This is a genomic window from Bacillus sp. AFS012607 (assembly GCF_002558005.1).
GTDB lineage: Bacteria > Bacillota > Bacilli > Bacillales > Bacillaceae_G > Bacillus_A > Bacillus_A thuringiensis_S.
Map to the genome: position 1 here is coordinate 46,745 of NZ_NTVM01000041.1, position 17,237 is coordinate 63,981.

Below are 17,237 nucleotides of genomic sequence, written 5' to 3' on the forward strand. Positions count from 1 at the left end.
ATATCATCTCTTTTCCTATGAAATCTATATAATTCGTAATATTCTTCTTTAATTTTTTTCCTATATAGCAACATGTTTGAGAAAAAGTTTAAATATGATGTAAATAATAACAACTCATTTCAGGAGGTCATTATGAAAGCAATTATTTGCACAAAGTATGGACCACCTAATGTTCTCCAGATTCAAAATGTAGAAAAGCCTAAACCTAAAAAAAATGAAGTATTAGTTAAAATTCACGCAACAAGTGTATCGACTGGAGATTGTAGAATACGTGGCTTTAATAGCCCCCTCTTATTTTGGATTCCTATGCGGATCATATTAGGTTTCAGAAAACCGAGGAAACCTATACTTGGCGTAGAGTTATCCGGTGAAATCGAAGACATTGGAACAGATGTAACACAATTTAAAAAAGGAGATCCAGTTTTTGCATTAACAGAACTAAACCTTGGTGGTTATGCCGAATACACATGCGTGCATGAAAGTGGATTAATAGCATTAAAACCTACCAATGTGACATATGAAGAAGCTGCCGTTATTCCTTTTGGCGGAACTTCAGCATTGCACTTCCTTAGAAAAGGACAGATAAAAAAAGGGCAACGAGTACTTATATACGGCGCCTCTGGTTCAGTAGGGACAGCTGCCGTACAACTTGCTAAATACTTCGGGGCGACTGTCACAGCTATTTGTAGTAGTTCGAATTTCGATTTAGTTACATCCTTAGGGGCAGACAACGTAATTGATTATATGAAAGAAGATTTTACTAAGCAGGGCGAGCACTACGATATTATATTTGATGCAGTTGGAAAATATAAAAAGTCTCTTTGTACAGATGCATTAATGCCTAATGGAAAATATGTATCTGTGAATGGAATGATGGCAAAGGTCAGTAAAGAAGATATGAACCTACTAAAACAACTAGCTGAAACAGAAAAGCTAAAACCTGTTATTGATAGAACTTACCGATTAGAAGAAGTTGTAGAAGCCCATACGTATGTAGAAATGGGCCATAAGAAAGGAAATGTTTCGATTACCTTAAAATAAAATATATTCTGAAAATATCATTGACAATTCTTTTTGTACGATTTACTATTAGTACCATATTCAAAACTACATACACATACTCTTATCAAGAGTGGCGGAGGGACTGGCCCGATGATGCCCGGCAACCGAGCTTATAACATATAAGCTAAGGTGCTAATTCCTGCAAAACGAGTTTTCGTTTTGGAAGATAAGAGAGGAATCTATTTCGTCTATTCGGCACCTCTCTTATTTTTGGGAGGTGCTTTTTATTTTGGAACGTATATGAAGGGGGATTTATAGATGAAAAAGGTATTATTAAGCATTGTAAGCGGAGCAGTATTATTATTAGGCGCCTGTAGCGTGAGTTCAGATAAAGAGGTAAAAGCATTAGACGAGAAAAAGATTACTGTCGGTGTAACAGGTGGACCACATGAACAAATTTTTGAAAAGGTAAAAGAAGTTGCAGCAAAAGATGGTCTCGAAATTGATATAAAAGTATTTAATGATTATGTAGCGCCGAACGTATCTTTAGATGAAAAAAGCCTTGATGTAAATAGCTACCAAACAAAATCGTATTTAGATGTATTTAAAGCTGAACGCAATATGAAATTAGCTGAAGTATTTTCAACAGTAACATTCCCTATGGGCATATATTCTAAAAACATAAAAGATGTAAAAGACTTAAAAGAGGGCGATGCAATTGCTGTACCAAATGACCCAACGAATGAACTGCGAGCTTTAAAATTATTTGAAAAAGCAGGGGTTTTAAAAGTTGATCCGAAGGCTACAGAAAAAGCGACTGCGAAAGATGTAATTGAAAACCCGAAAAATTTAAAGATTGTTGAATTAGAAGCTTCTCAATTACCAACGCAACTAAGTGAAGTGAAAGCAGCTGCAATTAACACAAACTTTGCATTAGGTGCAAAATTAAGTCCAGCGAAAGATTCTATTTTCCGCGAAGGAAAAGATTCACCATATGTGAACTGGGTCGTTGTTCGTACTGAAAATAAAGATGATGCCGTTGTAAATAAATTAAAGAAAGCTTATCAATCTAAAGAAGTAAAAGAGTTTATCGAGAAAAAATTTGATGGTTCAGTTTTACCATCTTGGTAGGAGCTGACGATAATGATTGAATTAAAAAATATATCCAAAGTATTTACAACAAAAAAAGGGAATGTTGAGGCTCTTAAGTCTACTTCCCTTAAAGTAGAAAAAGGCGAGGTATTTGGAATCATTGGGTATAGTGGCGCTGGTAAAAGTACATTGATTCGATGTGTAAATTTATTAGAAAAACCAACGACAGGAAATATCATTGTAAACGAACAAGACTTAACAACGTTATCGACAAAAGAACTAGCAAAAGCGAGACAAAAAATTGGAATGATCTTTCAAGGATTCAATTTACTTAAAACTGTTAGCATCTATGAAAACATTGCATTACCTTTACGCCTTGCTGGCATTCCAAAAGCGGAAATTGAAAAAAGAGTAGAAAAATATTTACGCATCGTGGATCTTTTTAACCGTAAAGATGCTTATCCAAGCGAACTTTCTGGCGGTCAAAAACAGCGCGTTGCAATTGCACGTGCACTATCACATGAGCCTGAAGTGTTATTAAGTGACGAAGCAACGAGCGCTTTAGATCCAGAAACAACTGATTCTATTCTTGATTTGTTATTAAAGATTAACGAAGAAATTGGAATTACGATTTTACTCATTACACATGAAATGAATGTCATCCAACGTATATGCGACCGCGTTGCCGTTATGGAACATGGATCTGTAGTCGAAAGCGGGACTGTGAAAGATATTTTCACAAACCCACAACATGTAACAACGAAGAAATTTGTAAATAGCGCATTTGCAGCGAAAATTCCAGAAGAGGTACAGAAAGAACTACAAAGTACTGGAGAAATTGTAACACTTTCTTTTATAGGAAGTTCTTCAGGGGAACCAGCACTAGCTGTCGCCACAAAACGTTTCCAAGTATATCCAAATATTTTATCTGGTAATATTACACAGTTAAAACATGAGGCATATGGGAAACTTGTCGTTCATATGCAAGGTGAAAAAAATGAAGTAAACCGTGCTTTAGCATTCTTACAAGAGAAAGGTATCATCGTAGAGGGAGGGAAAACAGACTATGGAAAACAAGTCCTTTTTGGATGAATGGAGTAAAGTCATATGGGAAGCCACAATCCAAACCTTTCAAATGACATCTATTTCATTACTCATCTCGATCCTTATTGCACTGCCACTTAGTGTAACACTTGTTTTAACAAGACCTGGTGGACAGCACGAAAATAAAATCATTTATCCTATTCTTAATACAATTATTAATATAATTCGCTCTCTTCCATTTATCATTCTATTATTCTTCATCTTACCTTTTACAAAGTTTCTAATGGGAACATCCATTGGCGTGCAAGGTGTGATCGTACCGCTTGTCGTCTTCACAGCTCCTTATATCGCACGTTTAATGGAGACAGCCTTACTAGAAGTAGATCGCGGTGTCATTGAGGCCTATCAAGCAATGGGTATCTCTACTATTAAAATCATTTGGCACGTCATGGTGAAAGAAGCTCGTCCCTCCCTTGTACTTGGATTAACAATTGCAACAATTGGCTTAATTGGCGCAACAGCAATGGCTGGACTCGTAGGTGCTGGAGGGCTAGGGGACTTGGCATACCGCTTCGGACATTTACGCTATGAACCTGAAGTAATGTATGCAACAGTCTTTATTTTAATTATCCTCGTTCAAGGATTACAGTCTTTAGGGAATGGTGTTGCACGAAGATTGAAGAAAGATTAAAAAAAGAAGGCATCTCACCAGGGTGAGATGCCTTCTTTTTTTATCTTTTAAATCCACCTTCTGAATGAATAACTTGCCCAGTAATCCACTCAGCTTCTTCACTTACTAAAAATTTAATGAGTCTAGCTGCATCCTTTGGCTCACCAATTCTGCCAAAAGGAAACATCGGCTTTAACCCTTGTGTTATCTCTTCAGTCATCCATCCTGTATCGGTTGGTCCTGGATTAATTGCATTCACTGTTATTCCTAAATGAGCTACCTCTGCTGACAATGTACTAGTAAGAGCATCAATAGCTCCCTTCGTTGTCGCATAAGCTAGTTCTCCTGCCATAGGACCTTGAAATTGCCCCGAAGTAATATTAACAATTCTACCACCAGATTTCTTATCAAATCTCCGGGCAAATTGACTACTTAACAATGTAGTCGCACGGATATTTACCATGTAATGCTTATCTAGTTCTTCAGCAGTCAACGTAGAGAAATCATTATTCGTAGAATATGCTGCATTATTAATTAATATATGAGGGTACCCTAATTGTTCAGTAACTTTATTTATAAGCTCTTTCGGTGCATCATTCCGAGTTAAATCTATCTCCATGCTCGATACTCTAACACCGTTTTGCAATAGCTCTTCTTTTAATTGTATTTGTTCATTTTTATCGACGCCCCAAGGCATCTCTTTATCGTAAGCTGTCCAATACGTAAAAAACATATTGTATCCTGCTTCAGCTAATTCTTTACAAATCGCTGCCCCAATACCATCTAGACGACTTACCCCTGTAACAACTGCTACTTTATTTTTTAATTGATTCATCATATACTCCTCCAAGTTTAAAGGGCGCATACTTTATATAAGAGATATAAAATTTCCCACAAAAAAAGACAGATACATAAAATAGGCATCTATCCTTACAAAAGGGATGTACAAGCCAAATATGCAGTCCTTGGATGATTTACAGATAGCTAAATAAACCCTCACTTATGAGAGAAAAATTCATCTATCTAATTTCTAATCATTACAAGTTCATCCACATATTAAGTCTTTGTCCCCTTTACATATATCTCTATTCTTAGTTTACCAAAACAGATAAAATGTTACAAAAAATAAAACAATTACTCACAACCTATCCTTGTTCACATTCTCTTCATTGTGAATCTTTTCACATTGAATATATAATAAACTTGTAAATACAATATTGGAGGGATTTCAATGATTATCAATTTTTTAAGAACTGATAAACGTGCTACTTTCATATTATTACTTTTACGTCTTTACATAGGATATACATGGCTCGCTGCTGGGATAGGCAAAGTCTTCGGACAATCTTTTGACGCAAGTGGTTTTCTAAAGGGTGCTATTGCTCAAGCATCAGGTGACCACCCTGCAGTACAAAGTTGGTGGGCAGATTTTCTTCAACATTTTGTCCTTCCAAACGCAGACCTATTTAGCTTTTTAGTTCAATGGGGAGAAATTTTAGTAGGTCTAGGTTTAATTTTAGGCGGATTAACAAAAACAGCTGCATTTTTCGGAATCATAATGAATCTTTCATTTTTATTAAGTGGAACTGTTAGTGTAAACCCAAACCTGCTTATTTTGACTATATTCATTTTAGTTGCAGGGCAGAACGCTGGACGTATTGGATTAGATGGCTATATTTTCCCTAAACTTTTCCATAAAAACAACCACGGAACATATAAATTAAGTAAAACTGCGTAGTAACAGTTTACTTTTAAAATATAAATAAGAAAAAGAGCCTGAGTATAGGCTCTTTTTCTTATTTATCCTAATTTAAACTTTTAACGAGCCACGAAAACCTCTGGCAGCATAGTAAGAGTCTGCTCCATTGTGGTACACGAAAACATGTCCGAAGCGATAATCGCAAAATAGAGCACCACCGAGTTCTCGAATATCTGAAGGTGTTTGTACCCAGCTTGATGATTTCATGTCGAAATCCCCAAGTTTTTGCAATTCCCGATATTGTTCTTCAGTTAATAGTTCAATGCCCATAGCATTTGCAACATCAATAACGTTATTTTCTGGTTTATGTTTTTTTCTTGATTCTAACGCTTCAAGATCATAACAAAGACTCCTGCGGCCTTTAGGACTCTCCTTTGAACAATCATAGAAAGTATACTCGTCCTTTTCTTCATCATAACCAACAACATCCGGCTCACCGCCAGTTACTTCCATTTCATTAAGTGACCACAATTTTTCATTATTAGTAGTCAGCTTCGCTTCAACTTTAGCCCATTCAAGACCTTCATGGCGGTTCATGTTTTTCTCAAAACGAGCTTTCAATACTTTCAATAACTCTTCACGTTTTTCTACTAGTAAGTCATTTTTATTTCCTGTCATATTAATCCTCCCTGATATGTGTACGGATAGTAGTTTAAGTATATATTTTATAATAAATCATCTCAATATGAAGAGCGTTTCAACCTTATGTCTTTTACAAACATCCATTATAAAGTCCTAAAACCCTCTACACTCTCTCCAAGAATATAGTGTGAAAACCACATCAAATTCTGCTTCATAATAGCTACATTCATTCCCGGCTGATTAGGACTATATGCCATTCCTTTAAATATAATTAATTCTGTATCAACTTCCATATCCTTTAATCCTTGATATAGATCATATGCATTTGTAATTGGAATTCTTGCATCCTTTTCCCCATGTTGAATTAAGGTAGGTGTACAAGCTGATTTAATATACGTCATAGGTGATGTCTTCGTATATATCTCTCGATCATTCCATGGGGTATTTCCTAAATACATTCTAATAAAATAAGGGATATCTGTATTTACATAATGAGTACTCCAGTTCGTGATTCCGCCTCCAACTGAAATAGCTTTAAACCTGCTACTAAATGTAGAACAGAAAGCTGATATATATCCTCCGTTACTCCATCCCATAACTCCTACTTTATCATTATCTACAATCCCTTGATCAACTAGTTTATCCACCCCTGATATAACATCATCATAGTCAGCGATTCCCTGTTTTCTATAGTTTGCTTTTAAAAATTCATTACCATAACCAGAACTTCCTCTGTAGTTTGGCTCTAAAACGATAAAGCCTTTTTCGATAAACTGTTCAATCGGATATTTCTCATTGAAGCAGTCTGAAAATATCGGAAAGGATGCCCAAGCCGGACCGCCGTGAATTACTACTAATAAAGGATATTTTTTATTTACGTCAAACTCTACTGGCGTTGATAAAACACCTTCTATTTCAAGACCATCACTACTTTTCCATGAGATGATTTCCCTGTTACTTTTAAGTTTCCCTTTGAAAAAGTTATTTTCATCCGTTATTTTTTTATCGTCTAAATAGATTTCAAAGGTTTCATTTGTTATAGCCTTATTATAGGATATATGTTTTCCATCCTTTGTTATAGAAGCATCCATTATAAAGCCATCTACTTTTTCGCTTAATGCTTCTACAGTACCATCTTCAGCTAGTAATCCAATACGATAATTCGTTTTATCCTGCCATCTAATTAAAATTCCTTTAGCTGTCCACTGTAATGGCATAACAGTACTATCAAAATCTGTTACAGGTTGAATTACCTCTCCTGTATTTATATCATATACCTCTAACGTACTGTCTTGTATATGGTTTCTATAGTAATCCTTCTCTCTTATACTTGCTGTGTAACATATTTTACTGCCTTCAGGAGAAAAGCAGACGCTACCGCCCAACAACTTATCCACATTCAGCTTTTGTAGCTCTCCAGCTTTAGTATGGAGTATGTATAAATCTCCATTTATATAATCCGCCATATTTGAGCTTGGTGTCGCCATAAACACAATCTTCTTCCCATCATTTGAAATATCAAATTCATGGATATGAAAATCCTTACCATCAGTTAATTGATAAACAACTCTTTTCTCGTGTTCATATGTATCACTTTGTATCACCTTTTCTATTTCAATGTAATATAAACAATTATTCTGGTGTTCCTTACCTATATGTTGAAACTCTCCATATAGATCCCTACGCTTCTTTATCTCCACACATTCTTTTGACTGCGTAACATAATAAAGACCCTTGCCAGTAGGACCCCATTTGAATGTACTGACTCCTTCTTTCTCATCAGTAATTTGAACCCCTTCATAACCATCTAGTGACTTAACAAAGATCTGATTTTTCCCATTACCAACGGGGCTAAGATATGCTATATCCCTAGAATTTGGAGACCATAATGGGCATGTACTTTCTATATCTCCATTTATCAATAAACAACTCTGTCCCTTTTCTTTTCCATATATCCATACATGATTCCTATATGTATTGTCTTTCCAGTTAGCCGTCTTCTTAACAAACGCTACGTTTTTACCATCATCACTTATGTTTGTACTTGATAAGGTTGGTAATGAAATAATCTCTTCTATACTTAGATATGTTTTTTTATTCACTTTCATCAATATCCCCCCTTGAAATGTCCATAAATCTCTCGTCTCTTTTTGTCGTAATAAAGGAGATTTTTCACAGATACTTAAAATGATAACGGAAAATTCAGATAAATAAAAGTAAAACATTAATCTATAGGGTTCTATCCACTTACCAATTCTAGATGTTCTTTTTCGGCACAAAAACACCCCTTTAGATAAAATATCTAAAGGGGTGCAAATTTGTAAATTTATTTTAAAGCTATAACTATATTTATTAACCTACCAATCTCCTACTCAACAGTAACAGATTTAGCTAAGTTACGTGGCTTATCAACGTCACACTCGCGGTGAAGTGCTGCGTAGTATGAGATAAGTTGTAATGGAATAACTGCTACTAGCGGTGCTAGTGCTTCATGGACAGCTGGTAATACGAAGCTGTCACCTTCCATTTCTAAGCCTTTCATTGAGATGATACATGGGTTAGCACCGCGTGCTACTACTTCTTTCACGTTACCACGAATTCCAAGGTTTACGTGCTCTTGTGTAGCAAGTGCGATAACTGGTGTACCATTTTCGATTAAAGCGATTGTACCGTGTTTTAACTCTCCTCCAGCGAATCCTTCTGCTTGGATGTAAGAGATTTCTTTTAGTTTTAACGCACCTTCTAATCCTACGTAGAAGTCTACGCTACGTCCGATGAAGAAACAGTTACGCGTTGTTGCTAAAAATTGTTTTGCTAATGCGTCCATTTCTTCTTTTTGATCACAAAGTTCTATCATTGCATTTGCTACAAGTCCTAGTTCGTGTGTTAAATCGAAATCAAGAACTTCACCTTTTGCTTTAGCAATATCAGCTGCTAAAATTGAAAGTACTGCAAGCTGTGCTGTGTAAGCTTTCGTTGATGCAACTGCAATTTCTGGTCCAGCGTATAATGGAAGTGTATAATCAGCTTCACGAGAAAGAGTAGAACCAGGCACGTTTGTAATTGTTAATGCTTTATGACCCATTTCATTTGTTTGTACAAGTACTGCACGGCTATCAGCTGTTTCACCACTTTGTGAAATGTAAATGAAGAATGGTCTTTCTGTTAATAATGGCATGTTGTAAGAGAATTCACTTGCTACATGTACTTCAACTGGCATTTTTGCAAACTTCTCGATAAATTGTTTTCCAACAAGACCTGCATGATAACTCGTTCCACATGCAATGATGTAAATACGATCGCTATCTAAAATCGCATTGCGGATGTCTTGATTTAATTCAATTTCGCCATTTTCATCTTGATACTTTTGAATTATATTACGGATTACAAGTGGTTGCTCATCGATTTCTTTAAGCATGAAGTGAGGATATGTTCCCTTTTCAATATCACTTGCGTCTAATTCCGCTGTAAAAGGTGCACGTTCAATCGTTTCACCTTGTAAGTTTTTAATTGTAATACTTTCTTTCGTTACGATTACGATTTCTTTATCCATTAACTCAATAAATTGATCTGTAACTTGTAACATCGCCATAGCGTCGCTTGCCACAACATTAAAGTTGTCACCAACACCTACTAATAGCGGGCTTTTGTTTTTAGCAACATAAATCATGTTTGGATTTTCAGCATCAAGTAATCCGATTGCATAAGAGCCATGTAAAAGAGATAGCGTATTACGGAACGCTTCTTCTACACTTAATCCTGTGCTCACTTGTTGTTCCATAAGCTGTACGATAATCTCTGTATCTGTTTCACTTACGAACGTTACATCTTGTAAATATTCCTTTTTCACTAATTCATAGTTTTCAATTACACCGTTATGAACTAGTGTAAAGCGTTTTGATGTACTTTGATGCGGATGCGCGTTTACTTTACTTGGAACACCGTGTGTAGCCCAGCGTGTATGTCCGATACCTACGCTTGCTGCTACGTTCTCATCTACGATTTCACGAAGTTTTGCGATACGGCCTTTTTCTTTGTATACAACAACACCGTTCTCTGCTTGTACTGCAATACCTGCTGAATCATATCCACGATATTCTAGCTTTTCTAAACCTTTTAATAAAATTTCCTTTGCATCTTGCTCTCCAATAAATCCTACGATTCCACACATGTTTAGTCGCCGTTACAAATGCTTACACTGCTCTGCGAACATGTAACGACATAGTCCGATACCATTTTTATTTATACTAAAAAACGGATTACATATTGCTAGCCCTGTAAGCTTGTAACGGCTTTCACCTTCCTCTCGATTGGGTTTAAGTCCGTATATACTTATACAGCTAGTTTTCATCCGTTCCTCTTCTCTCATCACACTTTCACCTTTGTCCACTAAGTCACCTTAATGATTTAAGTAAAAGTTTGCGGTTGTGATGAACAACCGGGAGTCATCCGCCGAAATCTCGATAAACCCCACCTCGTCAACTACACTATTTGTAGTTCTGGCGCTTTTATAATTTACAATATTTCCTTTGAGAAAAAGAACAAGACCATCTTATAACAAACATGGATAAACCGTCAATGAAATTTTTTTCATCGTCTATAAAACATATGAAAAAGGAGCACTTATTGTGCTCCTTTTTCATATAAATTCAGCTAATTATTCAGCGCCAACTTCAGCTTTCACAACTTCTACAATGCGATGTACAAATGCATCACAAACTTCTTGTGTTGGTGCTTCTGCCATTACACGAATAAGTGGCTCTGTTCCAGATGGACGAACAAGAATACGGCCATCACCGTTCATTTCTTCCTCTACAACACGAATAATTTCTTTAATTTTTTCATTTTCTAATGCTAATTTTTTATCTGTTACACGAACGTTTACTAGCAATTGTGGGAATTTCGTCATTTCTCCTGCAAGCTCAGATAATGGTTTTTTCGTCATTTTCATGATGTTTACAAGTTGAAGTGCACTTAACATTCCGTCACCAGTTGTAATGTAATCAAGTAAGATAATATGGCCTGATTGTTCTCCACCTAAGTTGTAACCACCGCGTTTCATCTCTTCCATTACGTAGCGGTCACCAACTGCTGTTTTATCGCTTGTAATATTGTTTGCTTCAAGTGCTTTGTAGAAACCTAAATTACTCATAACAGTTGAAACAACTGTATTATGTTTTAATTGACCAGTTTCTTTCATGTATTTCGCACAAATAAACATAATTTGATCACCGTCAACGATGTTTCCTTTTTCGTCTACAGCAATTAAACGGTCGCCATCGCCATCAAAAGCAAGTCCGATGTCAGCACCTTTTTCTTTTACTAATTCAGCCAATACTTCTGGATGTGTAGATCCTACACCTTCGTTAATATTCATACCGTTCGGTGAAGTCCCCATTGTTGAAATATCAGCTTCTAAATCTGCAAATAAGTATGGAGCTAAAGAAGATGTGGCACCATGTGCACAATCTAAAGCGATATGTAGGCCAGAGAAGTCTTCTTCAACAGTTTGTTTAATGTATTGTAAATATTTTTGTCCACCTTCAAAGTAATCGCTCACTTGTCCAAGGTTAGTACCTGTTGGACGTGGTAGTTCATCAACTTCTTTGTCTAATAAAGCTTCAATTTCAGCTTCTTGCTCATCTGTTAATTTAAAGCCGTCTGAACCAAAGAATTTAATACCGTTATCTTGTACTGGATTATGAGATGCAGAAATCATAACACCCGCTTGTGCGTCTAGTGCTTTTGTTAAATAAGCAACACCCGGTGTAGAAATAACGCCAAGGCGCATTACTTCTGCTCCAGTTGATAATAGACCTGCTACTAAAGCTCCTTCTAACATATGGCCAGATACACGTGTATCACGACCGATAATTACTTTTGGACGATCTGTATCTTTTGTTAATACATAACCACCAAAACGCCCAATTTTGAAAGCTAATTCAGGTGTTAACTCCTTATTTGCAACTCCGCGTACTCCATCTGTACCAAAATATTTACCCATTATGATTCGCTCCTTTTTCTTGCTCTTTTTGATTATGGTTATCTACTGTTGGTTCTTGACTAGTTTCTTTATCTTTATCTTGATTTTGGTTTTGATTATTTTCCTGTTCCGTTTCCTTTTCTGGATCGGGTTCAGGATTTTTTGGCTTCTCATTTTGATTTTCTTGATTGGTGTTTGAATGCGGTTGTTGACCGTTACCCTGTACTTCTTTATCTGGTTTTTCTTTCTTTACAATAGTAACTTTAGCACTTTTTTGTTTTGGCTCTATTGAAATATTACCAGGACCACTCACTTGAATAGAAATATCTTTCGTCCCTGAAGATACATTTTGCAGATTAATTACCGCTGTTATTTGAGCAGCTGTTATTTTATCTACTATACTTGCTTCTCCTGAAATATCAACACTTATCTTTTCATCTTGCGGCAAAATTAGCTGAGCCGTAACATCTTTAGAAAGTCCATTTTTTTGGATTGGGATACCATCAATCGTTTTTGTTTTCGTTTGTTTTGTTTTTTGTACTCCCACCGAAACCTTCACTTGATTCGGTTTTGCACTTGTTACACCCTTGGGTAATAAAACAGAGGCATCGAATGTTGTAGACTCTGTCAATTGACTAAAATCTACTTCGACCCCCTCTAGCGATTGTATATTATCCAAAATATCTTTTGGACCAGCTATCGTTACTTCTCTCGGCTCGACACTGATATTTGTAACTGCCAACCCTTCTGCTAAACTCCCCTTCTTCGTATACGTTACAGGAACAGTTTTTTCAGTATTATTGGCTGTAGTTTGCGTTGCCACATTCAACGTTACACTAATCTTAGATGGACTTGTTCTTACATTTAAACGTTTTCCTTCTTTATTGTATAATGTAACTTCGGGCGTTTTTGTAACAGTTTTATTAACACCTTTTAAATCAACATACGCTTTGGCAGATGAAATGCTTTCAATTTCTTCTTTCGTCCCAACTACCTCAACAGTATCCGGTTTAAGGCTTGATTTTTCGAGAGTAGCCCCCGCTGGCATCTGATCCTCATTTGATAATTTCAAATCTACATGAACATATTTTCTCGCCTTTTCATGAAGAGTAACTTTAATTGTTGATGGCTGAACTGTTCCTTTCACATCATCTGGAAGCCCGTTCGTTTTTAAAGAAATCTCATAAGTTCCTTTTGGACTATCTCGCAAATCAATTGGTATGTCAAATTGTTTTTTTGCTTTTACTGTAGCAACTGATGCTTTTGGGCCTTCTAACTTCACCTTAACGCCCTCTGCTGGAATACCACTTACAATATATTTCTCCTCATCATACTTAAGGTTAATCGCATAATTAGTTAATGTTTCTTTCGTATCATTTGCAAAAGGTAATATACCTGATGTCGTATTTTTTTCAGTTAACGTCGCTGACATAAAAAGCATACACGCCAATAGTAATGAGATCCCTTTTAAAAACCAATGATTCTCCATTAACTTATCCATGACGCTTTCTCCTCCAATTCCATAAAGACGAAGAAGTCGTTTTTTCGTTCCCACTAAATTCAGCTAATAACATATCCTTCAGCTGTTCTGTCTTCAAATCACGATGCAACTTACCATTTTTCGTTAAAGAAATTTGACCAGTTTCTTCAGACACAACTACTGTAATACTATCAGTAACTTCACTAACTCCCATTGCAGCACGATGTCTAGTTCCTAATTCTTTAGAAATAAACGGACTTTCTGATAATGGAAGATAGCATGCTGCTGCTTTAATTGTACTTCCTTGCATAATTACCGCTCCGTCATGAAGAGGTGTATTTGGAATGAAAATATTAATAAGTAATTCCGATGATACGTTTGCATTCAGCGGAATACCCGTTTCCACATAATCACCCATACCGGTCTCTTTTGACAAAGTAATTAATGCACCAATTCTACGTTTCCCCATATATTCGGTTGCTTTTGCTATCGCTGTTGCAACCATTTCAGGTTCATCATCCTCATGCGGTCCACCACGCGAAAATAAACTCCCGCGCCCTAGCTGCTCAAGTGCTCTTCGCAATTCTGGCTGAAAGATAATAATAACGGCTAAAAATCCCCATGTTAATACTTGTTCAGTTAGCCAAGATAACGTATGCAATTCAAGGAAAATACTAATCATCTTAACGACAATGATAACTGTAATCCCTTTTAAAAGTTGAACAGCTTTCGTCCCTCGGATTATGAGAATCAGCTTATATATAATAAACCATACAATGGCAATATCTAATGCCGTACTAAGATATTTCAAAATGGTCGTATCTTCAAAAGGCATGCTATCCCTTCCTCCTACTTACGAGCAATTCTATCCATATATTGAAATATTGTTTTATGCTCTATCTGTATGTATTTCCAACAACTAGTTAATTATACCATACATGAAACAAACGACAATTACAAACAACCCCCTTTAGCTCAAATTGGTAAGATGTCAAACATTTTTATCTTACAGTATAATATAAATCATTATTATACGCCTATTTTCAAATAAAAAAAGCAACTTCTCAGTTGCTTTTCTTACATTTATTTTAGTTTTTCACCGAATAAAGAACCCATTAAAGCAACTGCTGTTGTTGCCGTTCTATTTCTCTCATCTAAAATCGTATTTACCTCAACAAATTCAGCAGATGTGATAATATCAGCTTCCGCTAACATTTCCATCGCCAAGTGGCTTTCACGATAAGATAGACCACCAATTACAGGCGTTCCAACACCTGGTGCATCATGAGGATCAAGACCATCTAAATCTAATGATAAGTGTACACCATCAGTATGAGATAAATATGCGATTGTTTCTTCCATAACAGCCGTCATCCCCATACGATCAATTTCATGCATCGAGAACACTTTAATACCTTCATTGCGAATGAAGTCTTTTTCTCCTTCATCTAATGCACGCGCACCGATAATTACAACATTCTCTTTTTTCACCTTTGGATATGCTCCGTATAAATCTACAAGTGAAGAATGTCCATAACCTAAACTTGCTGCAAGTGACATACCGTGAATATTTCCAGATGGTGAAGTTTCCTCTGTATTTAGATCACCGTGTGCATCATACCAAATAACACCTAAGTTTTTATAATGTTTGGCTACACCAGCTAATGTACCGATAGCAATACTATGGTCACCACCTAATACAAGTGGAAAACGACCTTCTTCTATAATATGATCCACCTTACTTGCTAATTCATTACATACAGTTGCAACTTGTGTAAGGTTTCTTAATTTTGTATTTTCATCTACCTCTTTTTCTCTCTCTATACATATATCTCCCATATCTTTAACGTCATATCCAATTTCTTCAATTCTTTCAATTACCCCTGCATAACGGATCGCGCTCGGTCCCATATCAACTCCACGACGCATCTGTCCTAAATCCATTGGAACTCCAATAACTGAAATTTCTTTTTTCATAGATAGTATCCCCCTTTTATGCCTTCACTAAATATTTTAAATCTTTTATATAGTCTGACTCAACTCGACATTTTTTTGTATGGATATACAATTTATTCACTTATATTCACGTTGAAAATCAAATTTCAAGACTATTCTATGTATAAAGTTAACTTAATGAAACAATCGCAATCACTATTATCAAATAATAATAATAAAACACTCCTACATTTAGAAGTGTTTTTCTGACGCTATTTTCCATACTGCTGCAATATTCTTCGTTGTCATTTCAATATTTTCTTCTGCTACTCTATATGCTTCTTCTAGTGTCATCGGTCTTGTTGTAATACTAAATACCGCATCTATTCCTTTCTCGTAAACAGCTGGATAATCAGATGATACAGACCCTCCAATAGCAATTACAGGCACAGAAAAACGTTTCGCACGCCCCGCAACACCAACAGGAGCCTTCCCATATGCAGTTTGTTCATCTATTCTACCTTCACCAGTTATAATGAGATCTGCATCTTCTATATGTTTATCGAAATTTGTATAATTCAATACAATTTCAATGCCCCTTCGCAACTCTCCCTTTAACACTGAAATAACAGCCGCTCCCATTCCTCCTGCTGCCCCTGCACCAGGTATTTCAGATACATCAAAAGATACATATCGTTTAAGGATATTCGCGTAATGTTTTAAATTCTCATCTAGCTCTTTCATCATCTCTACATTCGCACCCTTTTGTCTCCCAAATACGAAAGATGCCCCCTGCATTCCGACTAATGGATTATCCACATCACAGGCCGCTTCTATCTTTACTCCCTTTAAGCGTGGGTCCAGTTGTGAAAAATCAATAGCATCAATTGAATGTAATGCGCCTCCAGATGGATCTATTACTTCACCCTTGTCATTTATAAATCTTACTCCTAAAGCTGCTAACATACCTGCCCCACCATCATTTGTAGCACTTCCTCCAAGTCCTAAAATTATGTACCCCACTCCTTGATCTAGCGCATGTAATATAAGTTCTCCTGTTCCTTTTGTCGTTGTAATAAGTGGGTTGCGCTTTTCAACTGGAACGTGCTGTAATCCTGATGCTGCTGCCATTTCAATAAACGCTGTCTTTTTATCTTTAGAAATGCCATAAAAAGCTTGTACACCTTCTCTAAGCGGTCCTGTCACACTAATTGATATAATTCTCCCCCCTGTAGCATCAACAAGTGATTCAACCGTCCCTTCTCCTCCATCTCCAATTGGTATTTTCACATACTCTGCATTAGGAAAAATCGCTCTAAAACCTCTTTCAATAGCTCCACATACTTCTATAGCTTTTAGGCTTTCTTTATATGAATCAGATGCAATAACAACTTTCACAATTATCCCCCCATCCCTTATTTTTACGTTTTCTTCATTTTAAACGATAAATATAAAAGTTGTCTTTTTAAACACAAAAAAGCTTACATCGTATGATGTAAGCTTTTTCTATTTAGATGGAGCCTAGCGGGATCGAACCGCTGACCTCCTGCGTGCAAGGCAGGCGCTCTCCCAGCTGAGCTAAGGCCCCTTAGTAATAAAGCGGAAGACGGGATTCGAACCCGCGACCCCAACCTTGGCAAGGTTGTATTCTACCACTGAACTACTTCCGCGAAAATGGTGAGCCATGAAG

15 protein-coding genes, 2 tRNA genes and 1 riboswitch are annotated in these 17,237 nt (G+C 36.4%); of the genes, 5 read left to right on the forward strand and 12 right to left on the reverse strand.

Annotated features, from left to right (window positions below; all coding sequences use genetic code 11):
* The first annotated feature begins 132 nt into the window (after positions 1-132).
* From CN409_RS29090 to CN409_RS29105, 4 genes are all read left to right on the forward strand, one after another.
* Positions 133-1,041 carry an NAD(P)-dependent alcohol dehydrogenase gene (locus tag CN409_RS29090; RefSeq protein ID WP_097981851.1) on the forward strand — a complete coding sequence of 303 codons (909 nt, stop codon included), beginning with the start codon at positions 133-135 and terminating at the stop codon, positions 1,039-1,041.
* 79 nt (positions 1,042-1,120) lie between these two features.
* Positions 1,121-1,235, forward strand: a riboswitch (SAM riboswitch).
* Positions 1,236-1,320: 85 nt separating this feature from the next.
* On the forward strand, positions 1,321-2,133 hold the full coding sequence (locus CN409_RS29095) for a MetQ/NlpA family ABC transporter substrate-binding protein (protein WP_000756989.1): 813 nt from the start codon (positions 1,321-1,323) through the stop codon (positions 2,131-2,133).
* 12 nt (positions 2,134-2,145) lie between these two features.
* Positions 2,146-3,186 (forward strand): methionine ABC transporter ATP-binding protein, encoded by a 1,041-nt coding sequence (locus CN409_RS29100; RefSeq protein WP_097981849.1) that lies wholly within the window; start codon positions 2,146-2,148, stop codon positions 3,184-3,186.
* The gene (locus CN409_RS29105; RefSeq protein ID WP_000428878.1) at positions 3,161-3,829 is read left to right on the forward strand and encodes a methionine ABC transporter permease; all 669 of its coding nucleotides are present in this window, start codon (positions 3,161-3,163) and stop codon (positions 3,827-3,829) included. Before CN409_RS29100 ends, CN409_RS29105 begins: the two co-directional genes overlap by 26 nt.
* A 40-nt stretch (positions 3,830-3,869) precedes the next feature.
* Here CN409_RS29105 and CN409_RS29110 read toward each other — a convergent pair whose 3' ends face one another.
* A complete protein-coding gene (locus CN409_RS29110; RefSeq protein WP_141527752.1) occupies positions 3,870-4,646 on the reverse strand; it encodes an SDR family oxidoreductase in 777 nt (258 codons plus the stop codon).
* Between the two features lie 393 nt (positions 4,647-5,039).
* Between CN409_RS29110 and CN409_RS29115 the strand changes: the two genes are divergently transcribed.
* Complete coding sequence (locus tag CN409_RS29115; protein WP_097981846.1) at positions 5,040-5,546, forward strand: DoxX family membrane protein; 507 nt, start codon at positions 5,040-5,042, stop codon at positions 5,544-5,546.
* A 72-nt stretch (positions 5,547-5,618) separates the two neighbouring features.
* Here the strand turns inward: CN409_RS29115 and CN409_RS29120 are convergent, their stop codons facing one another.
* The 11 genes from CN409_RS29120 to CN409_RS29170 all read right to left on the reverse strand — a co-directional run bounded on the left by CN409_RS29120 (position 5,619) and on the right by CN409_RS29170 (position 17,217).
* Positions 5,619-6,185 carry a DUF4256 domain-containing protein gene (locus CN409_RS29120; protein WP_000147385.1) on the reverse strand — a complete coding sequence of 189 codons (567 nt, stop codon included), beginning with the start codon at positions 6,183-6,185 and terminating at the stop codon, positions 5,619-5,621.
* A 107-nt stretch (positions 6,186-6,292) separates the two neighbouring features.
* Entirely contained in the window at positions 6,293-8,257 is a 1,965-nt protein-coding gene (locus CN409_RS29125) for a S9 family peptidase (RefSeq protein WP_000867577.1), read from the reverse strand.
* 260 nt (positions 8,258-8,517) lie between these two features.
* A complete protein-coding gene (gene glmS, locus CN409_RS29130) occupies positions 8,518-10,320 on the reverse strand; it encodes a glutamine--fructose-6-phosphate transaminase (isomerizing) (protein ID WP_000334155.1) in 1,803 nt (600 codons plus the stop codon).
* Between the two features lie 12 nt (positions 10,321-10,332).
* Positions 10,333-10,518, reverse strand: a complete 186-nt coding sequence (locus CN409_RS29135; protein ID WP_001206405.1) for a hypothetical protein — start codon at positions 10,516-10,518, stop codon at positions 10,333-10,335.
* 288 nt (positions 10,519-10,806) lie between these two features.
* Entirely contained in the window at positions 10,807-12,153 is a 1,347-nt protein-coding gene (glmM, locus tag CN409_RS29140) for a phosphoglucosamine mutase (protein WP_000521478.1), read from the reverse strand.
* Positions 12,146-13,633 (reverse strand): CdaR family protein, encoded by a 1,488-nt coding sequence (locus tag CN409_RS29145; protein WP_097981844.1) that lies wholly within the window; start codon positions 13,631-13,633, stop codon positions 12,146-12,148. Before CN409_RS29145 ends, glmM begins: the two co-directional genes overlap by 8 nt.
* A complete protein-coding gene (cdaA, locus tag CN409_RS29150) occupies positions 13,626-14,447 on the reverse strand; it encodes a diadenylate cyclase CdaA (RefSeq protein WP_001115692.1) in 822 nt (273 codons plus the stop codon). Before cdaA ends, CN409_RS29145 begins: the two co-directional genes overlap by 8 nt.
* A gap of 248 nt (positions 14,448-14,695) precedes the next feature.
* A complete protein-coding gene (gene rocF, locus CN409_RS29155; RefSeq protein ID WP_000711565.1) occupies positions 14,696-15,589 on the reverse strand; it encodes an arginase in 894 nt (297 codons plus the stop codon).
* 210 nt (positions 15,590-15,799) lie between these two features.
* Positions 15,800-16,945: a glycerate kinase gene (locus tag CN409_RS29160; RefSeq protein WP_000869594.1), complete on the reverse strand. Its 1,146-nt coding sequence runs from the start codon at positions 16,943-16,945 to the stop codon at positions 15,800-15,802.
* 117 nt (positions 16,946-17,062) lie between these two features.
* Positions 17,063-17,135, reverse strand: a tRNA-Ala gene (locus tag CN409_RS29165).
* 10 nt (positions 17,136-17,145) lie between these two features.
* Positions 17,146-17,217 (reverse strand) — tRNA-Gly (locus tag CN409_RS29170).
* Positions 17,218-17,237 lie beyond the last annotated feature (20 nt).

Coding starts and splice junctions, on each gene's coding strand:
- CN409_RS29100 (WP_097981849.1), top strand. CDS start 2,146: ATGATTGAATTAAAAAATATATCCAAAGTATTTACAACAAAAAAAGGG.
- CN409_RS29120 (WP_000147385.1), bottom strand. CDS start 6,185: ATGACAGGAAATAAAAATGACTTACTAGTAGAAAAACGTGAAGAGTTA.
- glmM (WP_000521478.1), bottom strand. CDS start 12,153: ATGGGTAAATATTTTGGTACAGATGGAGTACGCGGAGTTGCAAATAAG.
- CN409_RS29095 (WP_000756989.1), top strand. CDS start 1,321: ATGAAAAAGGTATTATTAAGCATTGTAAGCGGAGCAGTATTATTATTA.
- CN409_RS29135 (WP_001206405.1), bottom strand. CDS start 10,518: ATGAGAGAAGAGGAACGGATGAAAACTAGCTGTATAAGTATATACGGA.
- rocF (WP_000711565.1), bottom strand. CDS start 15,589: ATGAAAAAAGAAATTTCAGTTATTGGAGTTCCAATGGATTTAGGACAG.
- CN409_RS29090 (WP_097981851.1), top strand. CDS start 133: ATGAAAGCAATTATTTGCACAAAGTATGGACCACCTAATGTTCTCCAG.
- cdaA (WP_001115692.1), bottom strand. CDS start 14,447: ATGCCTTTTGAAGATACGACCATTTTGAAATATCTTAGTACGGCATTA.
- CN409_RS29110 (WP_141527752.1), bottom strand. CDS start 4,646: ATGATGAATCAATTAAAAAATAAAGTAGCAGTTGTTACAGGGGTAAGT.
- CN409_RS29145 (WP_097981844.1), bottom strand. CDS start 13,633: ATGGATAAGTTAATGGAGAATCATTGGTTTTTAAAAGGGATCTCATTA.
- glmS (WP_000334155.1), bottom strand. CDS start 10,320: ATGTGTGGAATCGTAGGATTTATTGGAGAGCAAGATGCAAAGGAAATT.
- CN409_RS29125 (WP_000867577.1), bottom strand. CDS start 8,257: ATGAAAGTGAATAAAAAAACATATCTAAGTATAGAAGAGATTATTTCA.
- CN409_RS29105 (WP_000428878.1), top strand. CDS start 3,161: ATGGAAAACAAGTCCTTTTTGGATGAATGGAGTAAAGTCATATGGGAA.
- CN409_RS29115 (WP_097981846.1), top strand. CDS start 5,040: ATGATTATCAATTTTTTAAGAACTGATAAACGTGCTACTTTCATATTA.